Source organism: Ochrobactrum chromiisoli (assembly GCF_026241335.1).
Classification (GTDB): Bacteria; Pseudomonadota; Alphaproteobacteria; order Rhizobiales; family Rhizobiaceae; genus Brucella; species Brucella chromiisoli.
This window is the reverse complement of sequence record NZ_JAPHAV010000005.1, coordinates 177,123-192,582: the sequence shown is the minus strand read 5'-3', so window position 1 is coordinate 192,582 and position 15,460 is coordinate 177,123. Positions and strand designations below refer to the sequence as shown.

Below are 15,460 nucleotides of genomic sequence, written 5' to 3'. Positions count from 1 at the left end.
CTGCCCCTCCCTCATCTCCAATACAGTTCGAGTGCATGGCAAATTCAATCGACAAAAGCGAGGTCGTCGTCGCACGCAATATCCGCGTGCAGTTCGGTGCGGTAAAGGCACTCGATGGCGCCGAACTTGTGATCCATAAAGGCGAATGTATCGGACTTGTCGGCCATAATGGTGCTGGCAAATCCACGATCGTCAATGTCATCAATGGTGGCCTTAGCCCACATGAAGGCAGCCTCACCTATCACGGCGAAGCGGGTCATGGTGTGGCGACTGCACGTAAGCATGGCGTGCGCTGCGTCTTTCAAGAGCTGTCGCTCTTCCCCAATCTGACAATTGCCGAAAATGTCCGCATCATGCAGCGCGACCTTGCGGGTGCCAACTGGCGCGGCAAGGCTGTTGATCTCATAGCAAACAAGCTCAGCGAGATTTTTCCCGGCCACAAGATCGATTGCTCCGCGACCGTTGATGAGTTGTCCATTGCCGAACGCCAGATGGTTGAAATCGCCATCAACTTCACTGCACCCGGCACAGCGCCAAAACTCGTCATTCTTGATGAACCAACCTCTTCACTTGATGCAGGCATTGCCGCGCAGCTGATGGCCTATGTCCGTCGCTTTGTCGGCACGGGTGGATCGGTGATCCTCATTTCGCATATGCTTGGAGAAATCCTCTCAACCTCCGACCGCATCGTTGTGATGAAGGACGGCAAGGTTGTCGCCAATCGCGCAGCAAGCGATTTCACCAATCGCAGCCTTGTCGAAGCGATGGGTAGCGTCGAACGCGAAAAGGCGGCGCGTCGCACAGCAAAAGCGCACACGCCAGGCACCGTCGTTCTCTCTGCAAAAAAGCGCGCCAATGACAGCAAGCCGTTTCAGGCTTTCAAAGGTGAGGTGATCGGCCTTGCCGGGCTTGCCGGTCATGGCCAGACAAAAATGCTGCTTGATCTTTATTATGCCCGCCGACCAAACTGGTTGCCTGCGCGCAATTGCGAAATCGCTTTCGTGGCGGGTGATCGCAGCCTTAACGGCACGTTTCCGCTCTGGAGCATCCTGCACAACCTCACCATCGGTTCGCTTGATCGTCTCTCATCGCTGAAGCTTGTCGATCAGAGCCGCGAAGATCAGCTCGGCGCACAATGGAAAGACAAAATCCAGATCCGCACACCGGATGTGGGCAATCGCATCCTGTCGCTTTCCGGCGGCAATCAGCAAAAAGTGCTGTTTGCCCGTGCGCTTGCTACCACTGCCGATGCCATCCTGATGGACGACCCTATGCGTGGCGTCGATGTCGGCACCAAGCAGGAAGTCTATGAAATCCTGCGCCATGAAGCTGAAAATGGCCGCACCTTTGTCTGGTATTCCACCGAAATGGACGAGATCGAATTGTGCGATCGTGTCTATGTCTTCCGCGACGGTGCAATCGTGACAGAACTTGTCGGCGACGAAATCACGGAAAAGAACGTGCTTGCTGCATCTTTTGAGGGAGGACACGAATAATGCGCCTCTCGGCCTCATCCCTTCGCCTGTTAACGCCGGTTTTCTCGCTCGCTTTGCTGCTGGCTGCTGTTTTCTACATGCAGCCGCGTGCCATGAGCTATACCGGCCTCAACCTGCTGTTTAATCTCGCGGTGCCGATTGCGCTGGCAACAATTGCGCAGATGCTCATCATGGCGGTCAATGATCTTGACCTCTCGATGGGAACCTTCGTGAGCTTTGTGGTCTGCGTGGCTGCGACCTATCTCAACACGGATCCCATCATCGGCGTTCTGATCCTTGCCGCAGCGATTGCAGCCTATGCGGCACTCGGTGCCATCATCCATCTGCGCAATCTGCCATCTATCGTCGTCACACTCGGAATGTCGTTCGTCTGGGGTGGTCTTGCAGTTCTGCTGCTGCCCTCACCCGGCGGCCAGGCGCCGGACTGGGCACGCTGGATCATGACCACAAAACCGCCATTTATACCCATGGCGATTGTCGCAAGCATTCTGATTGCCGTTGTCACGCATTTCATCGTTATGCGCACGACCTTTGGCGTGCTGATGCGTGGTGCTGGCGGCAATGGACGTTCCATTGAGCGCGCTGGCTGGTCGATCACCGCAATCCGCGCCGGAACCTATGCGCTTGCAGCCTTTTTTGCGGTGCTTGCCGGTATCGCGCTTGTAGGGCTGACCACCTCGGCAGATGCCAATATTGCGCTGCGCTATACGCTGCTTTCCATCGCCGGTGTCATTCTGGGCGGCGGCGAATTTGTCGGTGGCCGCATTTCACCGATTGGCGCTGTCATTGGTGCGCTGACGCTCACGCTCGCAGGTTCATTCCTCTCTTTCATGCGCATTTCGCCCGACTGGCAGATTGGTGCGCAAGGCGGAATCCTCATCCTCGTGCTTGCACTTCGCCTCTTCCTCAACCGCCTCGATCGTAAGGGGAATAAGCAATGAGCGCTGTCTCCGTTCTTACAAGCCGCCCATGGATCTGGTCATTCATCGCAACCATCGCGGTCTGGATCATCACCGTCTTGTTTACCGGTGGTGCGGGTGCCGGAGGATTGTCACATGCAGCCTTCACCTTCGCATCCTTTTCGGTGATTGTCGGCCTCGGGCAGATGTTCGTGATCACGCTCGGACCCGGCAATATCGATCTCTCGGTTCCTGCCACCATGACCCTTGCTGCAACATTGGCATTGAAACTGATGGATTCGCAGGACAGCATGATCCTGGCGGGACTTGCAGTCGCGTTGCTGATCGGTCTTGGCATTGGCATCTGCAATTATGCGCTGATCAAGCTGCTGCGTATTCCGCCGATTATCGCAACGCTGTCGATGAGTTTCCTCATCCAGTCGACCGCTATCTGGAGCAATCGCGGCTTGCGCGTAAAGCCACCGGAAGTTCTGGCTCAGTTCACCACCTCTTCCGTTTTTGGCATTCCCAATGTTGCAATCGTGGCGCTAATTCTGTCGGTCCTTGGCTGGGTACTTCTCAAGAAAAGCATTTATGGTCGCTGGATTTCGGCCATCGGGCAAAACCCGTTTGCCGCACGTATGGCAGGCGTTCCGGTCGATGGAACACGCTTCGTCACCTATTTACTTTGCGCGGTTCTGGCTTCGCTTTGCGGCTTCCTGCTTGCCTGTTTTTCTGGCGGTGCCGCACTCAATATGGGTGCTGAATATCTCCTGATGTCGATTGCAGTGGTCATCATCGGCGGCACAGCCGTCGCCGGTGGCGATTCCAACATCCCTGGCATTTGGGGTGCCGCTCTCTTCATGTTCCTCATCGTCTCGATGCTCAACACCTATGGCTTCGGTGCCGGTGTTCGTCTGGTCCTTACGGGATTGACCATTATTGCGGTGATTTTCCTTGCCAGCAGCCGCAGACCAGAGCGTTAAACAACATTCCCCGGAGTTATTTCCTTGTCTCAGCATCCTTCGATTTACGAAATTCACGACGAACGCTTTAAGAATCTGATCGTATCAAGCGCGGATCTTGATGAACTTTACAGCGATTGTCGCTGGGCCGAAGGTCCGGTCTGGTTTGGCGATCTGAATTGCCTGCTCTGGAGCGATATTCCTAACCAGCGTATTCTGCACTGGGTGCCTGACGGCGGCGTTTCTGTTTTCCGCCAACCTTCAAATTTTGCCAATGGCAATACGCGCGACCGCGAGGGACGGCTGGTTTCATGCGAACATGGCGGACGCCGTGTCACCCGCACAGAACTGGACGGCAGTATCACCGTGCTTGCGGACAGCTATCAGGGTAAGAAGCTCAACGCGCCCAATGACGTGATCGTGCGTTCTGACGGCACGGTGTGGTTTACCGATCCGACCTACGGCATTATGGCGGATTATGAAGGCTATAAAGCTGATCCCGAACAGCCAACTCGCAATGTCTATCGGCTTGATCCGAAAAGCGGTGCGTTAACGGCGGTTATCACGGATTTCGTGCAGCCAAACGGCCTCGCCTTTTCGCCCGATGAAATGAAACTCTTTGTCGCCGACAGCGCCTATAGCCACGACGAAAAGGCGCCGCGTCATATCCGGGTTTTCGATGTCGTGGACAATGGCAAGCGCGTAACCGGTGGCAAGGTTTTCTGCACGATTGATAATGGTCTGCCAGATGGTTTCCGCTTCGACACGGACGGCAACCTGTGGACCAGTGCAGGCGACGGTGTGCATTGCTTCTCAGCGGAAGGCAAACTTCTCGGCAAGATCAAGACGCCGCAGACAGTTGCCAATCTCACCTTTGGTGGCCCTCGCCGTAATCGGCTTTTTATTACCGCGACGAAGTCACTCTATGCGGTCTATCTGACCGTCACGGGCGCACAGCATCCATAAAGATCAAAGTTTATGGCCTTCTTGCCTATGCTTTTAAACATATATCGCGCTTTTGGCTTTTCGAGTGCATTTTAATCTCTTTGAAGCATAATTTCATCGCTCCTTGATCGCATTCACAAGCCGAAAGCAACGGACCGGCCAGCGTTTTGAATAAACGTTGGCCCTTTCATCTGCGCCTGCCAGCCCCTTTTTAATCTGGGCCAACGTTGCGGGCAGACGCTCGCGACATCACAACACAGATGAATGCAATGCCCTCTCGACAAGGGCAAACAAGGCATTATACTATTGTATAAACGTTTTGATTTAGATTTTTACGTAAGTGCCGCGAACAAACAATGGCCATATGCAAATCAACAACAAGAATATAGAAGGTGAGACACGTATCGAGCGCGTCTGATCGTCTAACCTTCGACAACCCTGCAGCGCACGCGCATGACGCGGGTTGTTTCCAATTTCAGACGCTCCAGTCTGCAATGTCGCATTGGCTTGCAGATGTAGTCGGGAAAATAAAAAAGGAAAATCCATTGAGTTCATCAGACGATCAATCGCTTGTGAAGCGTTTCAAACGACTTTCTGACATTTTGCAGGCCGAGCAACGAAAGCTTCTCACAGAAGCTGCGGAGTGTGACGACCTGCCGAATAAAAACATCCTTCGACAGATCGCCGAGCTTGAACTGAATATCGCCGCCGTCGAGAACAATCTGGCAGACCTGCAAGTGAAATGAGTGCCAAGTTGTTAAATAGATTGGCACATCAAGGATAACGTCTGTTGTCTCTTCATCTGTCCGCTTCAGTGGCTTTCCGATCATGGCACAGTGGTTTTCAGCGCGTTCTGATACCGCACTCATGAATTCCACTGGCGCGCATCCAGCTAATCGCATCTAGCATTTTGGGCGAATTGCGTCTTGCCCGAAGCCTCTATATGCGTGTCGTGAAATTCTCGACATAATCGAAAGTGAGCAGGACGGCGATGTCAACTATATCTGAATAGAGCTCCAACGTGTAAATCCAGATTAATACCTTGAGAAGTAAGAAAAAAATTAACCTCCGCTGTTCAAGAAGGGGCGACCAGGTCAAATCAATCGTATTTTACACGAAACAGTTGAACAAACATCCAATCGGCGCAAGCAACGCTATTCATTTGCCAACAACGTTGCGCCGATTTGCATCACTTGGTCCCCGGTCATAACGGTCTAACTCTTTTGTTGAGTCGCATAAAATTACGTTTCTATATTGATTCTTAAGAAAATTTGTTTTGAAAAGATGATTTTATCTTTTCGAAACAATTAGATAAGCCAAAATGCAATTGATCAAAAAGACTGCACTATATTTAAAAATCTGCTAATATTTGATGCGCTTAGAAAATTGGATTTCAACTTAATGCACATGAATGTTCCAACTAGTTCTTTGCTCTCCAGCGTTACGGATTTGGCTGAAGGGAAATCTCTTGCAACCTGGAATGTTCAAGGAGCAGTGAACCTCGAAAATACATTTCTTCCTGTTCCCCGAGCTCAGACAACCACGGTAACGCGCATGTTTTTAACCACTCTTAAAACGTGGATTGTCGGTTTTCGGCGCGGTCAAACCTTTGCATCCTATCCCCAGAGGCCAATGATTCAGTTTGTCGGGAATATTGTTGCAGTTATAGGCCCGTGCCGTGTGCTTGCGCGATGCGCTGTTGAGCGGGCCGGAACGGCTGATCGCAAACGTTCACGAGAAACTGGACCCTTGGCGATGTTCTAGAAGAGCTTTGGCAAACATTGGCAATTGGGCAGAGCTGTATCGTAGACTCGGAAAGCTCGAGCCTGAATAATCTGGAATTGCGCCGTCGCAACCGCTTTAAATGTATGAACTTCAGGAACAGACAATGTCTGCAATAATGGAATTAAATCAGCAGACACTCTTCACAATCAATGCACTTTGGCTTGTGGTTTTTGCGATTGCCTTCGCATTTGCGGGACTTGAAAGGAGGGACCGTTATTACTGGCTATACATGGTGACATCGAATATTATTTTCGCTGTTGCATTTTTCATCTTCTCAAAGGAAATTGGCGGAAGTACCGCTGATGTTTTTTTTCCTAATTTACTGCTGTTTGTTGGTCTTTGTTTTCGGTGGATTGCCATCCGCGAGTTTTTTCATCATTCGACTTCATTGGTGAAGATGACACTGCTGCCTTTGGCTGCAATTTTCACCTTCATATCCTGGCCGCTGCTGGGCAACAGCACAGTTTTTGGCATCATAAATCTGCTCATATCGATACAGATCCTCGCAATTATATGGTCAATCGCCACCGAACGGGAAGTTTTGAAATCGAAATGGGGGTTGATCGCCAGCTATGCTGTTCTCATAATTTCTTCCTTCTTGCGCGCACTCCAGGGCTGGTTCTTCGAACCATCCATGGAATCGTTGTTGCCTGCCGATATTTTTTTGCAACTCAATCTCATTGCTGCCGCAATCCATATTGGCGCGAGTGGCGCTTTTTCCCTGTTGATCGCTTATGAGCGCAGCATGAACAATCTGCGTGAGATAGCGCTGCGTGATCCCCTGACTGGGCTTCTTAATAGATGGAGCATTGAGACGGTCGCCAATCCGGGCGCAGGAAAAACTTATTCCGGTCTGGTTTCCGTTATCATGATCGATATCGATTACTTCAAGCGGATAAACGACACTTATGGCCATGCCGTCGGTGACGCTGCTTTAAAACATTGTGCAGAGCTTATAAAAGATACATTTTCGAACGATAATTTGCTGGCGAGGGTCGGCGGTGAAGAATTCATGATTTTAGCTCCCGGGCAGTCATCGATTTCCAGTGAGCAGCAATGCAAGGAGTTGCGCAAAAAACTTGCCGAAGACCCATTTAGACATCGTGGGCGGGCAGTACCGTTTACCATAAGTATTGGTATTTGCAGTGGGCATGTAAATACACGTGCAGAATTTGATGTCATATGGAATAGCGCCGATAAGGCTCTTTACGATGCAAAATCTTCAGGCCGTGACGTAACCAGGATCGCAGAGCCTTTATGATAATAAACGTAACAATACGATGCTCTTTGGATCCGCATATGCGTAAGCAGATCGTTGCGAGCTATCTCCAGCTTCAACAGGTGCGGTGACTTTCAAGACATTGGGGCGCCGTATCAGTCCTGAATGCCCGAAGAATGAAGAGCAAGCCCTCCATAAAGCCCTGACGTTACGCCACAAGATCAATCCCGGCTTTATTCGTACTTCAATGGCGACTGTGCGCAGCAAATCGATAAGTTGCACGCGCTCGCCATGATACGGCTCCTACGAGGCGAAACTTAACGAAACCTCACGACGCGCAAAGACATTAGAATATTATTCTATTTTTGGTGTGCAATTATTTTATTTATTGCTTGTTGAGGATTGTCTCCAATGGGATTAACAAGACTTATAAACCCCTATTGAAGACCTCTAGCGTCAAAGTGCAAAGCATGTCTCACCAGAAGAGCCCGATCATTTCTCTACAGCCTTCGCGGCGCCAGTTTCTCAGCATGTCGGCCAGTGCAGCTATCGCAACCGGTATGGGAATGACCGCTACGGGTTTGCTGTTGCCCTCACAGGCGCGCGCGCAGGACATGCAGCCGCGCAAGGGCGGCAATCTGGTAATCGCCATGCATTCGGCATCAAGTTCCGATCATCTTGATCCCGCATCCTACACAATGGCCTATATGTATACTGTCGGCTTCCAGCTCTTCAACACATTGCTGGAACTTGGCCCCGACGGAAAACTTACGGCCGCTTTGGTGGAAAGCTGGGAACCAGCAAATGCAGATGCCAGCAAGTGGATATTCCGCCTTCGCAAAGGTGTGACATTCCATAACGGCAAAGAACTCACTGCAAAGGACGTGGTTTATTCGCTCAATCATCACCGGGGAGACGACACCAAATCAGGTGGCAAGGGTGTGTTGCTCGCCGTAACCGATATTGTTGCTTCGGACACGCATGAAGTGACCGTCACGCTGAATGCAGGCAATGTCGATTTTCCGGCTGCTTTCGTCGATTATCACCTTGGCATCGGACCGGATGGCGAAGACTTCGATAAAGGCATTGGCACTGGCGCATTTATTCTGGAAGATTTCCAGCCCGGTATCCGCGCGTTGACGCGCCGCAATCCGAATTACTGGCACCCGGACCGTGCAAATGTCGATTCCGTTGAAACCATCGCAATGGACGATACGACTGCACGTATGGCGGCGCTGATGAGTGGTCAGGCACATATTATCAATGCGGTCGAACCACGCATGGTCAGTCATCTGAGCGCGCGTCCGGACATTCAGATTTTACGCACGCCCGAAAATTCGATGTATTGCTTTCCGATGCGCACGGATTCCGAGCTTCTGAAAAACAATGATCTGCGGCTTGCGCTCAAATATGCGATTGACCGCGAAGAACTGCAGAAAAGCCTGCTCGTCGGAACGGGTGCGGTCGGCAACGATCATCCGATCCCATCATGGAACGCCTTGTATGCAAAGGATATTCCGCAACGCGCTTATGATCCTGAAAAAGCAGCGTTCCATCTGAAAAAATCAGGTTTCTCTGGTTCTATCCCACTTAGCGTTTCAGACAACGGCTTTACCGGTTCGGCAGATGCAGCCCAGCTTTATCAGGCATCTGCGGCTAAAGCCGGCATTACCATTGATGTCGAGCGCGTACCATCGGATGGCTATTGGGATGAAGTCTGGCTGAAAAAGCCGTTTGTGGCATCCAACTGGTCGGTGCGCCCAACCGCCGATGCAATGCTTTCAATGCTGCTGCAAAGCGGTGCTCCGTGGAATGAAACAGGCTGGAGCAATGAGACATTCGACAAACTGCTTGCTGCATCCCGTATTGAACTTGACGAAGCCAAGCGCAAACAAATTTATCACGACATGCAAGTGCTGATCGTGGACGATGGTGGCGAGCTGATCCCTGTGTTCACCGACAATCTTGCAGCAGCCAGCGGCAAAGTGAAGGGCTATGTATCCGTTCCCGGTGGTGGTGACATGAGCGGCTATCGACTGGCCGAAAAAATTTGGCTTGAAGAATAAGGTAACGGGTTAGCGACCGTCTTTTTAGTAATCCGAATAAGAGTCTTGGCAGAGAGGCGTCGAAGGGCTAACACCATCGGCGCCTTATAATGCAGCAAGATTGCATGGCGGACTTTCAACCACTCGCCTTCACTGATCGCCTATGACCTGGACCGCCAATGACAGACGTGCCAACACACCAATCACAAACGGTAATCACGACAGCAGCGGATAAACGCCAGCGATATTCGATTGGATTTATGCGTAAAAACACGCTTTTTGGTTTGGTTGTCCGACGCATCCTTCTTGGCATTGCGCTTTTGTGGGCAATTTCCGTCGTTATCTTTGCCGGAACGCAGATTTTGCCGGGCGACGTTGCAACAGCAATGCTGGGGCAGCAGGCAACCCCACAGGCCGTTGAAAATATCCGCAAGGAACTGGGGCTGGAAAGACCCGCTGTCCAACGCTATGCTGAATGGCTTGGCGATGCGGTTCAAGGGGATCTTGGACGCAGCTATTCCAACAGGCAGAATATTGCGAAAAGCATAGGACCGCGTCTGTCCAATACGCTTTATCTGGCAGCGATGGCAGCCCTGTTCGCTATTCCACTCGCCTTGGTGCTGGGGGTGGTTTCAGTTCTCTATGCGGGGACTGCAATTGATCGCGGCATTGCTGTGGCAACGCTTGGCACCATATCGCTGCCCGAATTTTTCGTAGCCTATATATTAATCGCCTATTTTGCGATTTCGCTCGGGCTTCTGCCATCAAGCGCCCTTGTCAACTCATCAATGAGCGGTTGGCAGCGGCTGACCGCAATTGCTCTACCCTGTATGACGCTGGTGATTGCTGTAACCGGGCATATGGTCCGTATGACACGTGCATCGCTGCTTGCCGTGATGTCATCACCCTATATCGAAACCGCCCAGCTCAAAGGCTTGCCACGCTGGCGCATTCTTCTCAAACACGCCCTGCCCAATGCGCTTTCACCTGTCATCAATGTGATCGCACTCAACCTGGCTTATCTCGTTGTTGGTGTGGTGGTAGTCGAAGTGATCTTTGTTTATCCGGGCATGGGCCAATATATGGTCGATCATGTCGCCAAGCGTGATGTACCGGTGGTGCAGGCCTGTGGTCTTATTTTCGCGGCTGTCTATATCGGCCTCAATATCATTGCGGATGTCATTGTCATTCTGACCAATCCACGGTTGAGGCATCCACGATGAAAAAACACAGACAAGGTTCGCGGTTGCTTGCTGCTATCGGCTTTGGTGGCATCGCCTTCTTCCTATGCGTCGCCATCTTCGCCAACTGGCTCGCACCCCATCCTATCTCGGAAGTGGTCGGTACCGTCTGGCAAGGACCATCGCGTGAGGCGCTGCTTGGAACGGACAATATCGGCCGCGATCTTCTGTCCCGTCTCATCTGGGGCACCCGATTGACATTATCGATTGCAGCAGCCGCGACAATGCTTGCCTTTCTGATCGGTGTGCCGCTCGGCTTTCTTGCGGCCTTGGCGCGCGGATGGCCGGACCAATTGCTGTCGCGCGGCAACGACCTGCTCATGGCGATACCCACGCTTATTTTTGCGCTGGTTGTATTGGCCGTTCTACCCAAAAGCGTCTTCATTCTGATAGCCGTGATGGCGGTGCTGGAAGCGACCCGCGTTTTCCGCGTCAGCCGCGCTATCGCTCTTGATATTGTGGTTTTGGATTTCGTCGAAATTGCACGCCTGCGCGGGGAGAGCAAACGCTGGATTATCTTCAATGAAGTTCTGCCCAATGCATTGTCACCCTTGTTGGCAGAGTTTGGGCTGCGCTTCGTTTTTTCGATCCTGTTTCTTTCCACTTTGTCTTTTCTGGGGCTTGGCGTGCAGCCGCCGATTGCCGACTGGGGCAGTCTGGTCAAGGAAAACAAGGATGGGCTGATGTTCGGCGTATTTGCGGCCCTTATTCCCGGTGCAACCATTGCTCTGCTTGCGATCAGCGTCAATTTTGTTGTCGACTGGATTTTGCAGCGCACGTCCAGCCTGAAGAAAGGCGTGCAAAACAATGGCTGATCAGGACACAAGCCCACTGCTGAAAATTGATGGCCTGAAAATCAGCGCGGGTGAAACACTTGTCGTTGATGGCGTTGATCTGACGCTGGAAAAAGGCCGGGTGCTTGGGCTTATCGGGGAATCGGGTGCCGGCAAATCGACCATCGGTCTTGCAGCTCTTGGCTTTGCGCGCGGTGGTCTTGAGATTACGGGCGGAACCATCACGCTGGATGGGCAGAACATTCTTTCCCTGTCCCGTAAAGATACGCAGAAACTGCGTGGCTGCCGCATTGCCTATGTCGCACAATCCGCTGCTGCCGCTTTCAATCCAGCGCACAAGCTGATTGATCAGGTTACCGAGGCCGCGGTCTGGCATGGTTTGATGAAGCGCACGGAAGCCAAAGCCCGCGCAATCGAACTTTTCACCTTGCTTGGTCTGCCCGACCCGAAGCATTTTGGCGAACGCTATCCGCATCAGGTATCAGGCGGACAGCTTCAACGTGCGATGACGGCAATGGCGCTCTGTGCCAGGCCTGATCTTGTAATCTTTGATGAACCAACGACTGCGCTTGATGTCACAACACAGATTGAAGTTCTGATTGCCATTAAGAGAGCGATTGAAACAACCCACACTGCAGCGCTTTATATCTCCCATGATCTGGCCGTCGTCGCCCAGATTGCCGACGACATTATGGTATTGCGTCATGGACGCATGGTTGAAACAGGCTCTGTTCGCGCAATTTTCGATGCGCCGCGCGAAGACTACACGCGTCAGCTAGTTGCTGTTCGCCAGAAGGAAATAGAAGGGAAGCCCCAAACATCCGCCCCCCTTCTCTCTATTGCCAATATTTCTGCCGCCTACGACCCGGCAACACCGGTGCTCAAGGCGGTTACGATAGATCTCGCGGAAGGTCAGACCTTGGCTATCGTGGGTGAATCCGGCTCCGGCAAATCGACGCTGGCACGCGTGGTCAGCGGCCTTCTTCAGCCCTCCGGCGGAGACATCCGTTTCGACGGGGCGCAGCTACCGCCAAGCGTGGATCAGCGGTCGAAAGAAACGCTGCGGAATATCCAGATGATCAGCCAGTTGCCCGATCTCGCACTCAACCCGCGTCGTACCATCGCCGATATTATCGGCAGGCCGTTGCAGTTTTACTTCCGCATGGGACGTGAGGAACGTCGAAACGCCGTTCATGAGTTGCTTGAGTTGAATGAGCTGCCACGAACTATTCTGGATCGCTATCCGGCAGAATTGTCGGGCGGTCAGAAGCAGCGGGTTTGTATCGCGCGTGCCCTTGCCGCGCGCCCCAAGTTGCTTTTGTGCGACGAACCAACCTCTGCACTTGATCCACTGGTGGCGGAAGGCATTCTCGACTTGCTGCGTCGGATACAAAGCGAGACGGGCACGTCTTATCTTTTTGTCACACATGACCTCGCAATCGTTCGTGCCATTGCCGACAAAATTGCCGTCATGCATCAGGGATCCGTGGTGCGCTATGGCTTGAAGGCAGACGTCTTAAGCCCACCCTATGACGATTACACCGCAAAGCTTCTGGCCTCCGTTCCGCAAATGAAGCCCGGCTGGCTGGATAGTATCATTGCCCAGCGAACAGATGTTGCCGCGATGAATAACAACAAGGACATAAAATGATGAGCAAGAAGACAATCATTCTCGACGGGGGCATGGGCCGCGAATTGGAGCGCGTTGGTGCGCCTTTCCGCCAGCCGGAATGGTCGGCGCTCGCTCTCATGGAAGCGCCGCAGTTTGTTCGTCAGGTGCATGATGACTATATCGCCGCTGGTGCAGATGTCATCACCACCAACAGTTATGCAGTCGTGCCTTTTCACATTGGTGAAGACCGTTTCGCAGCACAAGGCCACGCACTCGCTGCCCTCTCCGGCACAATCGCACGCGACGCGGCCAATGCAGCCAGCCGCGATGTGAAAGTAGCCGGTTCATTGCCGCCGGTTTTTGGATCTTATCAGCCAGAGCTTTTCGATCCTGCGCGTGCGGGAGAACTGCTCAATGTGCTGGTGGATGGGCTGTCCCCATCCGTTGACCTCTGGCTTGCAGAAACCCAAAGCAGCCTCATCGAAGTGAAAGCCGCCCATGAAGCGATCCGCGCGACAGGAAAGCCATTCTGGATTTCCTATACATTGCGGGATGATATCGCGCCCGATGCCATGACAGAAGCGCAGCTTCGTTCTGGTGAATCGGTTGCCGATGGAGCAAGGCTTGCAGCCGAACTGGGTGCAGAAGCCCTTCTTTTCAACTGTGCGATGCCTGAAGTGATGGATGCAGCAATCATCGCGGCAAAACAGGTCTTTGATGCGTTGGGCAAGGATATTCCAGTGGGTGTTTATGCCAACGCATTTCCGTCCCAGCAGGGCGATGAAGAAGCCAACGCAAAAGTGACCGAAATTCGCGCAGACCTTGATCCCGATGCCTATGGGGCATGGGCAACGCGCTGGGTCAAGAACGGTGCAGGCATTATTGGCGGATGCTGTGGCATTGGCACCAATCATATCCATGCATTATCGAACCGATATCTCTGCGCATAAAATAAAAGGGCGGCCTGGGAGCGCCAATCTGATAAAATCAGATTGAAAAGCACTCTACGCCGCCCACTTCATTTCAGGACAAAATGCGCGCAGCAGCAAGCGACAGCGCAACAACGCCATTGGCAATGCAGCGTTCGTCAGGCTGATAATCGGAATTATGCAGCTTGTCGTCGCGACCTTGCTGTGCTGCACCAATGCCAAGCTGGAACGAAGGCACTCTTTCACCAACCAATGCGAAATCTTCTGCGCCAAGGCTCCCCCCGCGCTTGAAAAACACATCACCATAATGCTCGCGAATGACCGCTCCGGTGGTCTCGATCAAATAGGAATCCGACACCATCGATGGCACTCCGCGTACATAGTTGATGGCACAGCGCACACGTAATGACGCTTCAAGCCCCCCACAAATGCGGCGAACGGCTGCTTCGATAATATCGCGTGCGCCACGGTCCTGACAGCGCACGGTCCCCATGATGGCGACAGAATCCGGGATGATATTATGCGTGTGACCACCATGGATTGAGCCGATCGTTAAAACAGCGGCCAGCATCGGATCGACTTCACGCGAGACAATCGTCTGAAGCTGCGTGATGAGCTGTGCGGTTGCAACAATGGGATCCACTGCCTGATGCGGTCGTGCTGCATGGCCGGATGCGGCATGAACCGTAATATCGAACTCGTCGGAAGATCCGTTAGCGACACCTTCAACGAAGGTGAAAGTGCCTGTTGGCTCATCCGGGTGGTTATGGAAACCCAGAGCATAATCGACACCATCGAGAATACCATCGGCAATCATGGCGCGCGCACCACTTTCCTGCGTTTCCTCGGCTGGCTGAAACATGAGTTTCACATTTCCGCTCAGACGTGGCGCAATGTCTTTTAAAACCTTGCCAATACCGATGAGTGTTGCTGTGTGCAGATCATGTCCGCAGGCATGCATTTTTCCGGGATACTGGCTTGCGAAAGGAAGATCTGTCTGCTCCTCAATCGGCAGTGCATCCATATCGGCGCGGATCAGCAATGTGGGGCCCGGACGCCCGCCTTTTATCCAACCAACCACACCGGTGCGACCAACACCGGTTTGATGCTCAATTCCCAGACTTTCCAATTCGCGTGCAACAACGCCTGCAGTGCGCTCAACGTCGAACCCTGTTTCAGGATGCGCATGAATGTCGCGACGAATTTCAATCAGATGAGGATCAATCTCATCGGCAAGCTTTTGCACCAATGATGAAAGATCGTTCAACAGATTTGGATCGGATTGGGTAGTCATTTATGCATCCAGTTTTTCAAGATAAATCTGATTAAACCGCAACCCGGCTGATGACCAGTTCAAATCAATTCGATCGCCATTTTTTAATCCGCAGTGACTTTAATCATATCATTGCGTGCCTGAAATTTTCGCCAGATCCGTTCTGACTTGATTGTTTTGCATACGGTTTCCGCCATCAAGTTATCGCAACAGTTTCCTTTGCCGCGCATGAATGCAAGCGGCGGCGGTATGCTTTG

At 52.3% G+C, this 15,460-nt stretch carries 12 protein-coding genes; 10 read left to right on the top strand and 2 right to left on the bottom strand.

Going from position 1 to position 15,460, the window contains the following annotated elements; translation table 11 throughout:
• Window positions 1–35 precede the first annotated feature (35 nt).
• From OPR82_RS12640 to OPR82_RS12625, 4 genes are read left to right on the top strand one after another with little or no spacing between them, the layout of a single operon-like run.
• Window positions 36–1,496: a sugar ABC transporter ATP-binding protein gene (locus OPR82_RS12640; protein ID WP_265985161.1), complete on the top strand. Its 1,461-nt coding sequence runs from the start codon at window positions 36–38 to the stop codon at window positions 1,494–1,496.
• The gene (locus OPR82_RS12635) at window positions 1,496–2,437 is read left to right on the top strand and encodes an ABC transporter permease (RefSeq protein WP_265985159.1); all 942 of its coding nucleotides are present in this window, start codon (window positions 1,496–1,498) and stop codon (window positions 2,435–2,437) included. Before OPR82_RS12640 ends, OPR82_RS12635 begins: the two co-directional genes overlap by 1 nt.
• A complete protein-coding gene (locus tag OPR82_RS12630) occupies window positions 2,434–3,381 on the top strand; it encodes an ABC transporter permease (RefSeq protein ID WP_265985157.1) in 948 nt (315 codons plus the stop codon). Before OPR82_RS12635 ends, OPR82_RS12630 begins: the two co-directional genes overlap by 4 nt.
• A 24-nt stretch (window positions 3,382–3,405) precedes the next feature.
• Window positions 3,406–4,326: an SMP-30/gluconolactonase/LRE family protein gene (locus OPR82_RS12625; protein WP_265985156.1), complete on the top strand. Its 921-nt coding sequence runs from the start codon at window positions 3,406–3,408 to the stop codon at window positions 4,324–4,326.
• Between the two features lie 533 nt (window positions 4,327–4,859).
• Here OPR82_RS12625 and OPR82_RS12620 read toward each other — a convergent pair.
• Entirely contained in the window at window positions 4,860–5,174 is a 315-nt protein-coding gene (locus OPR82_RS12620; protein WP_265985155.1) for a hypothetical protein, read from the bottom strand.
• 1,019 nt (window positions 5,175–6,193) lie between these two features.
• Here OPR82_RS12620 and OPR82_RS12615 point away from each other — a divergent pair.
• The 6 genes from OPR82_RS12615 (at window position 6,194) to OPR82_RS12590 (ending at window position 13,951) form a co-directional block, all read left to right on the top strand.
• Window positions 6,194–7,351: a GGDEF domain-containing protein gene (locus tag OPR82_RS12615; protein ID WP_265985154.1), complete on the top strand. Its 1,158-nt coding sequence runs from the start codon at window positions 6,194–6,196 to the stop codon at window positions 7,349–7,351.
• 428 nt (window positions 7,352–7,779) lie between these two features.
• Entirely contained in the window at window positions 7,780–9,375 is a 1,596-nt protein-coding gene (locus OPR82_RS12610) for an ABC transporter substrate-binding protein (protein ID WP_265985152.1), read from the top strand.
• Between the two features lie 239 nt (window positions 9,376–9,614).
• On the top strand, window positions 9,615–10,577 hold the full coding sequence (locus OPR82_RS12605) for an ABC transporter permease (RefSeq protein ID WP_265985151.1): 963 nt from the start codon (window positions 9,615–9,617) through the stop codon (window positions 10,575–10,577).
• Window positions 10,574–11,410, top strand: a complete 837-nt coding sequence (locus OPR82_RS12600; protein WP_265985150.1) for an ABC transporter permease — start codon at window positions 10,574–10,576, stop codon at window positions 11,408–11,410. The genes OPR82_RS12605 and OPR82_RS12600 overlap by 4 nt, the downstream gene beginning before the upstream one ends.
• Window positions 11,403–13,040 carry an ABC transporter ATP-binding protein gene (locus OPR82_RS12595; protein ID WP_265985149.1) on the top strand — a complete coding sequence of 546 codons (1,638 nt, stop codon included), beginning with the start codon at window positions 11,403–11,405 and terminating at the stop codon, window positions 13,038–13,040. The genes OPR82_RS12600 and OPR82_RS12595 overlap by 8 nt, the downstream gene beginning before the upstream one ends.
• Window positions 13,040–13,951 carry a homocysteine S-methyltransferase family protein gene (locus OPR82_RS12590; RefSeq protein WP_265985222.1) on the top strand — a complete coding sequence of 304 codons (912 nt, stop codon included), beginning with the start codon at window positions 13,040–13,042 and terminating at the stop codon, window positions 13,949–13,951. The genes OPR82_RS12595 and OPR82_RS12590 overlap by 1 nt, the downstream gene beginning before the upstream one ends.
• Window positions 13,952–14,024: 73 nt before the next feature.
• On the opposite strand, the gene OPR82_RS12585 is transcribed toward OPR82_RS12590, so the two are convergent.
• On the bottom strand, window positions 14,025–15,224 hold the full coding sequence (locus OPR82_RS12585; protein ID WP_265985148.1) for a M20 metallopeptidase family protein: 1,200 nt from the start codon (window positions 15,222–15,224) through the stop codon (window positions 14,025–14,027).
• Window positions 15,225–15,460 lie beyond the last annotated feature (236 nt).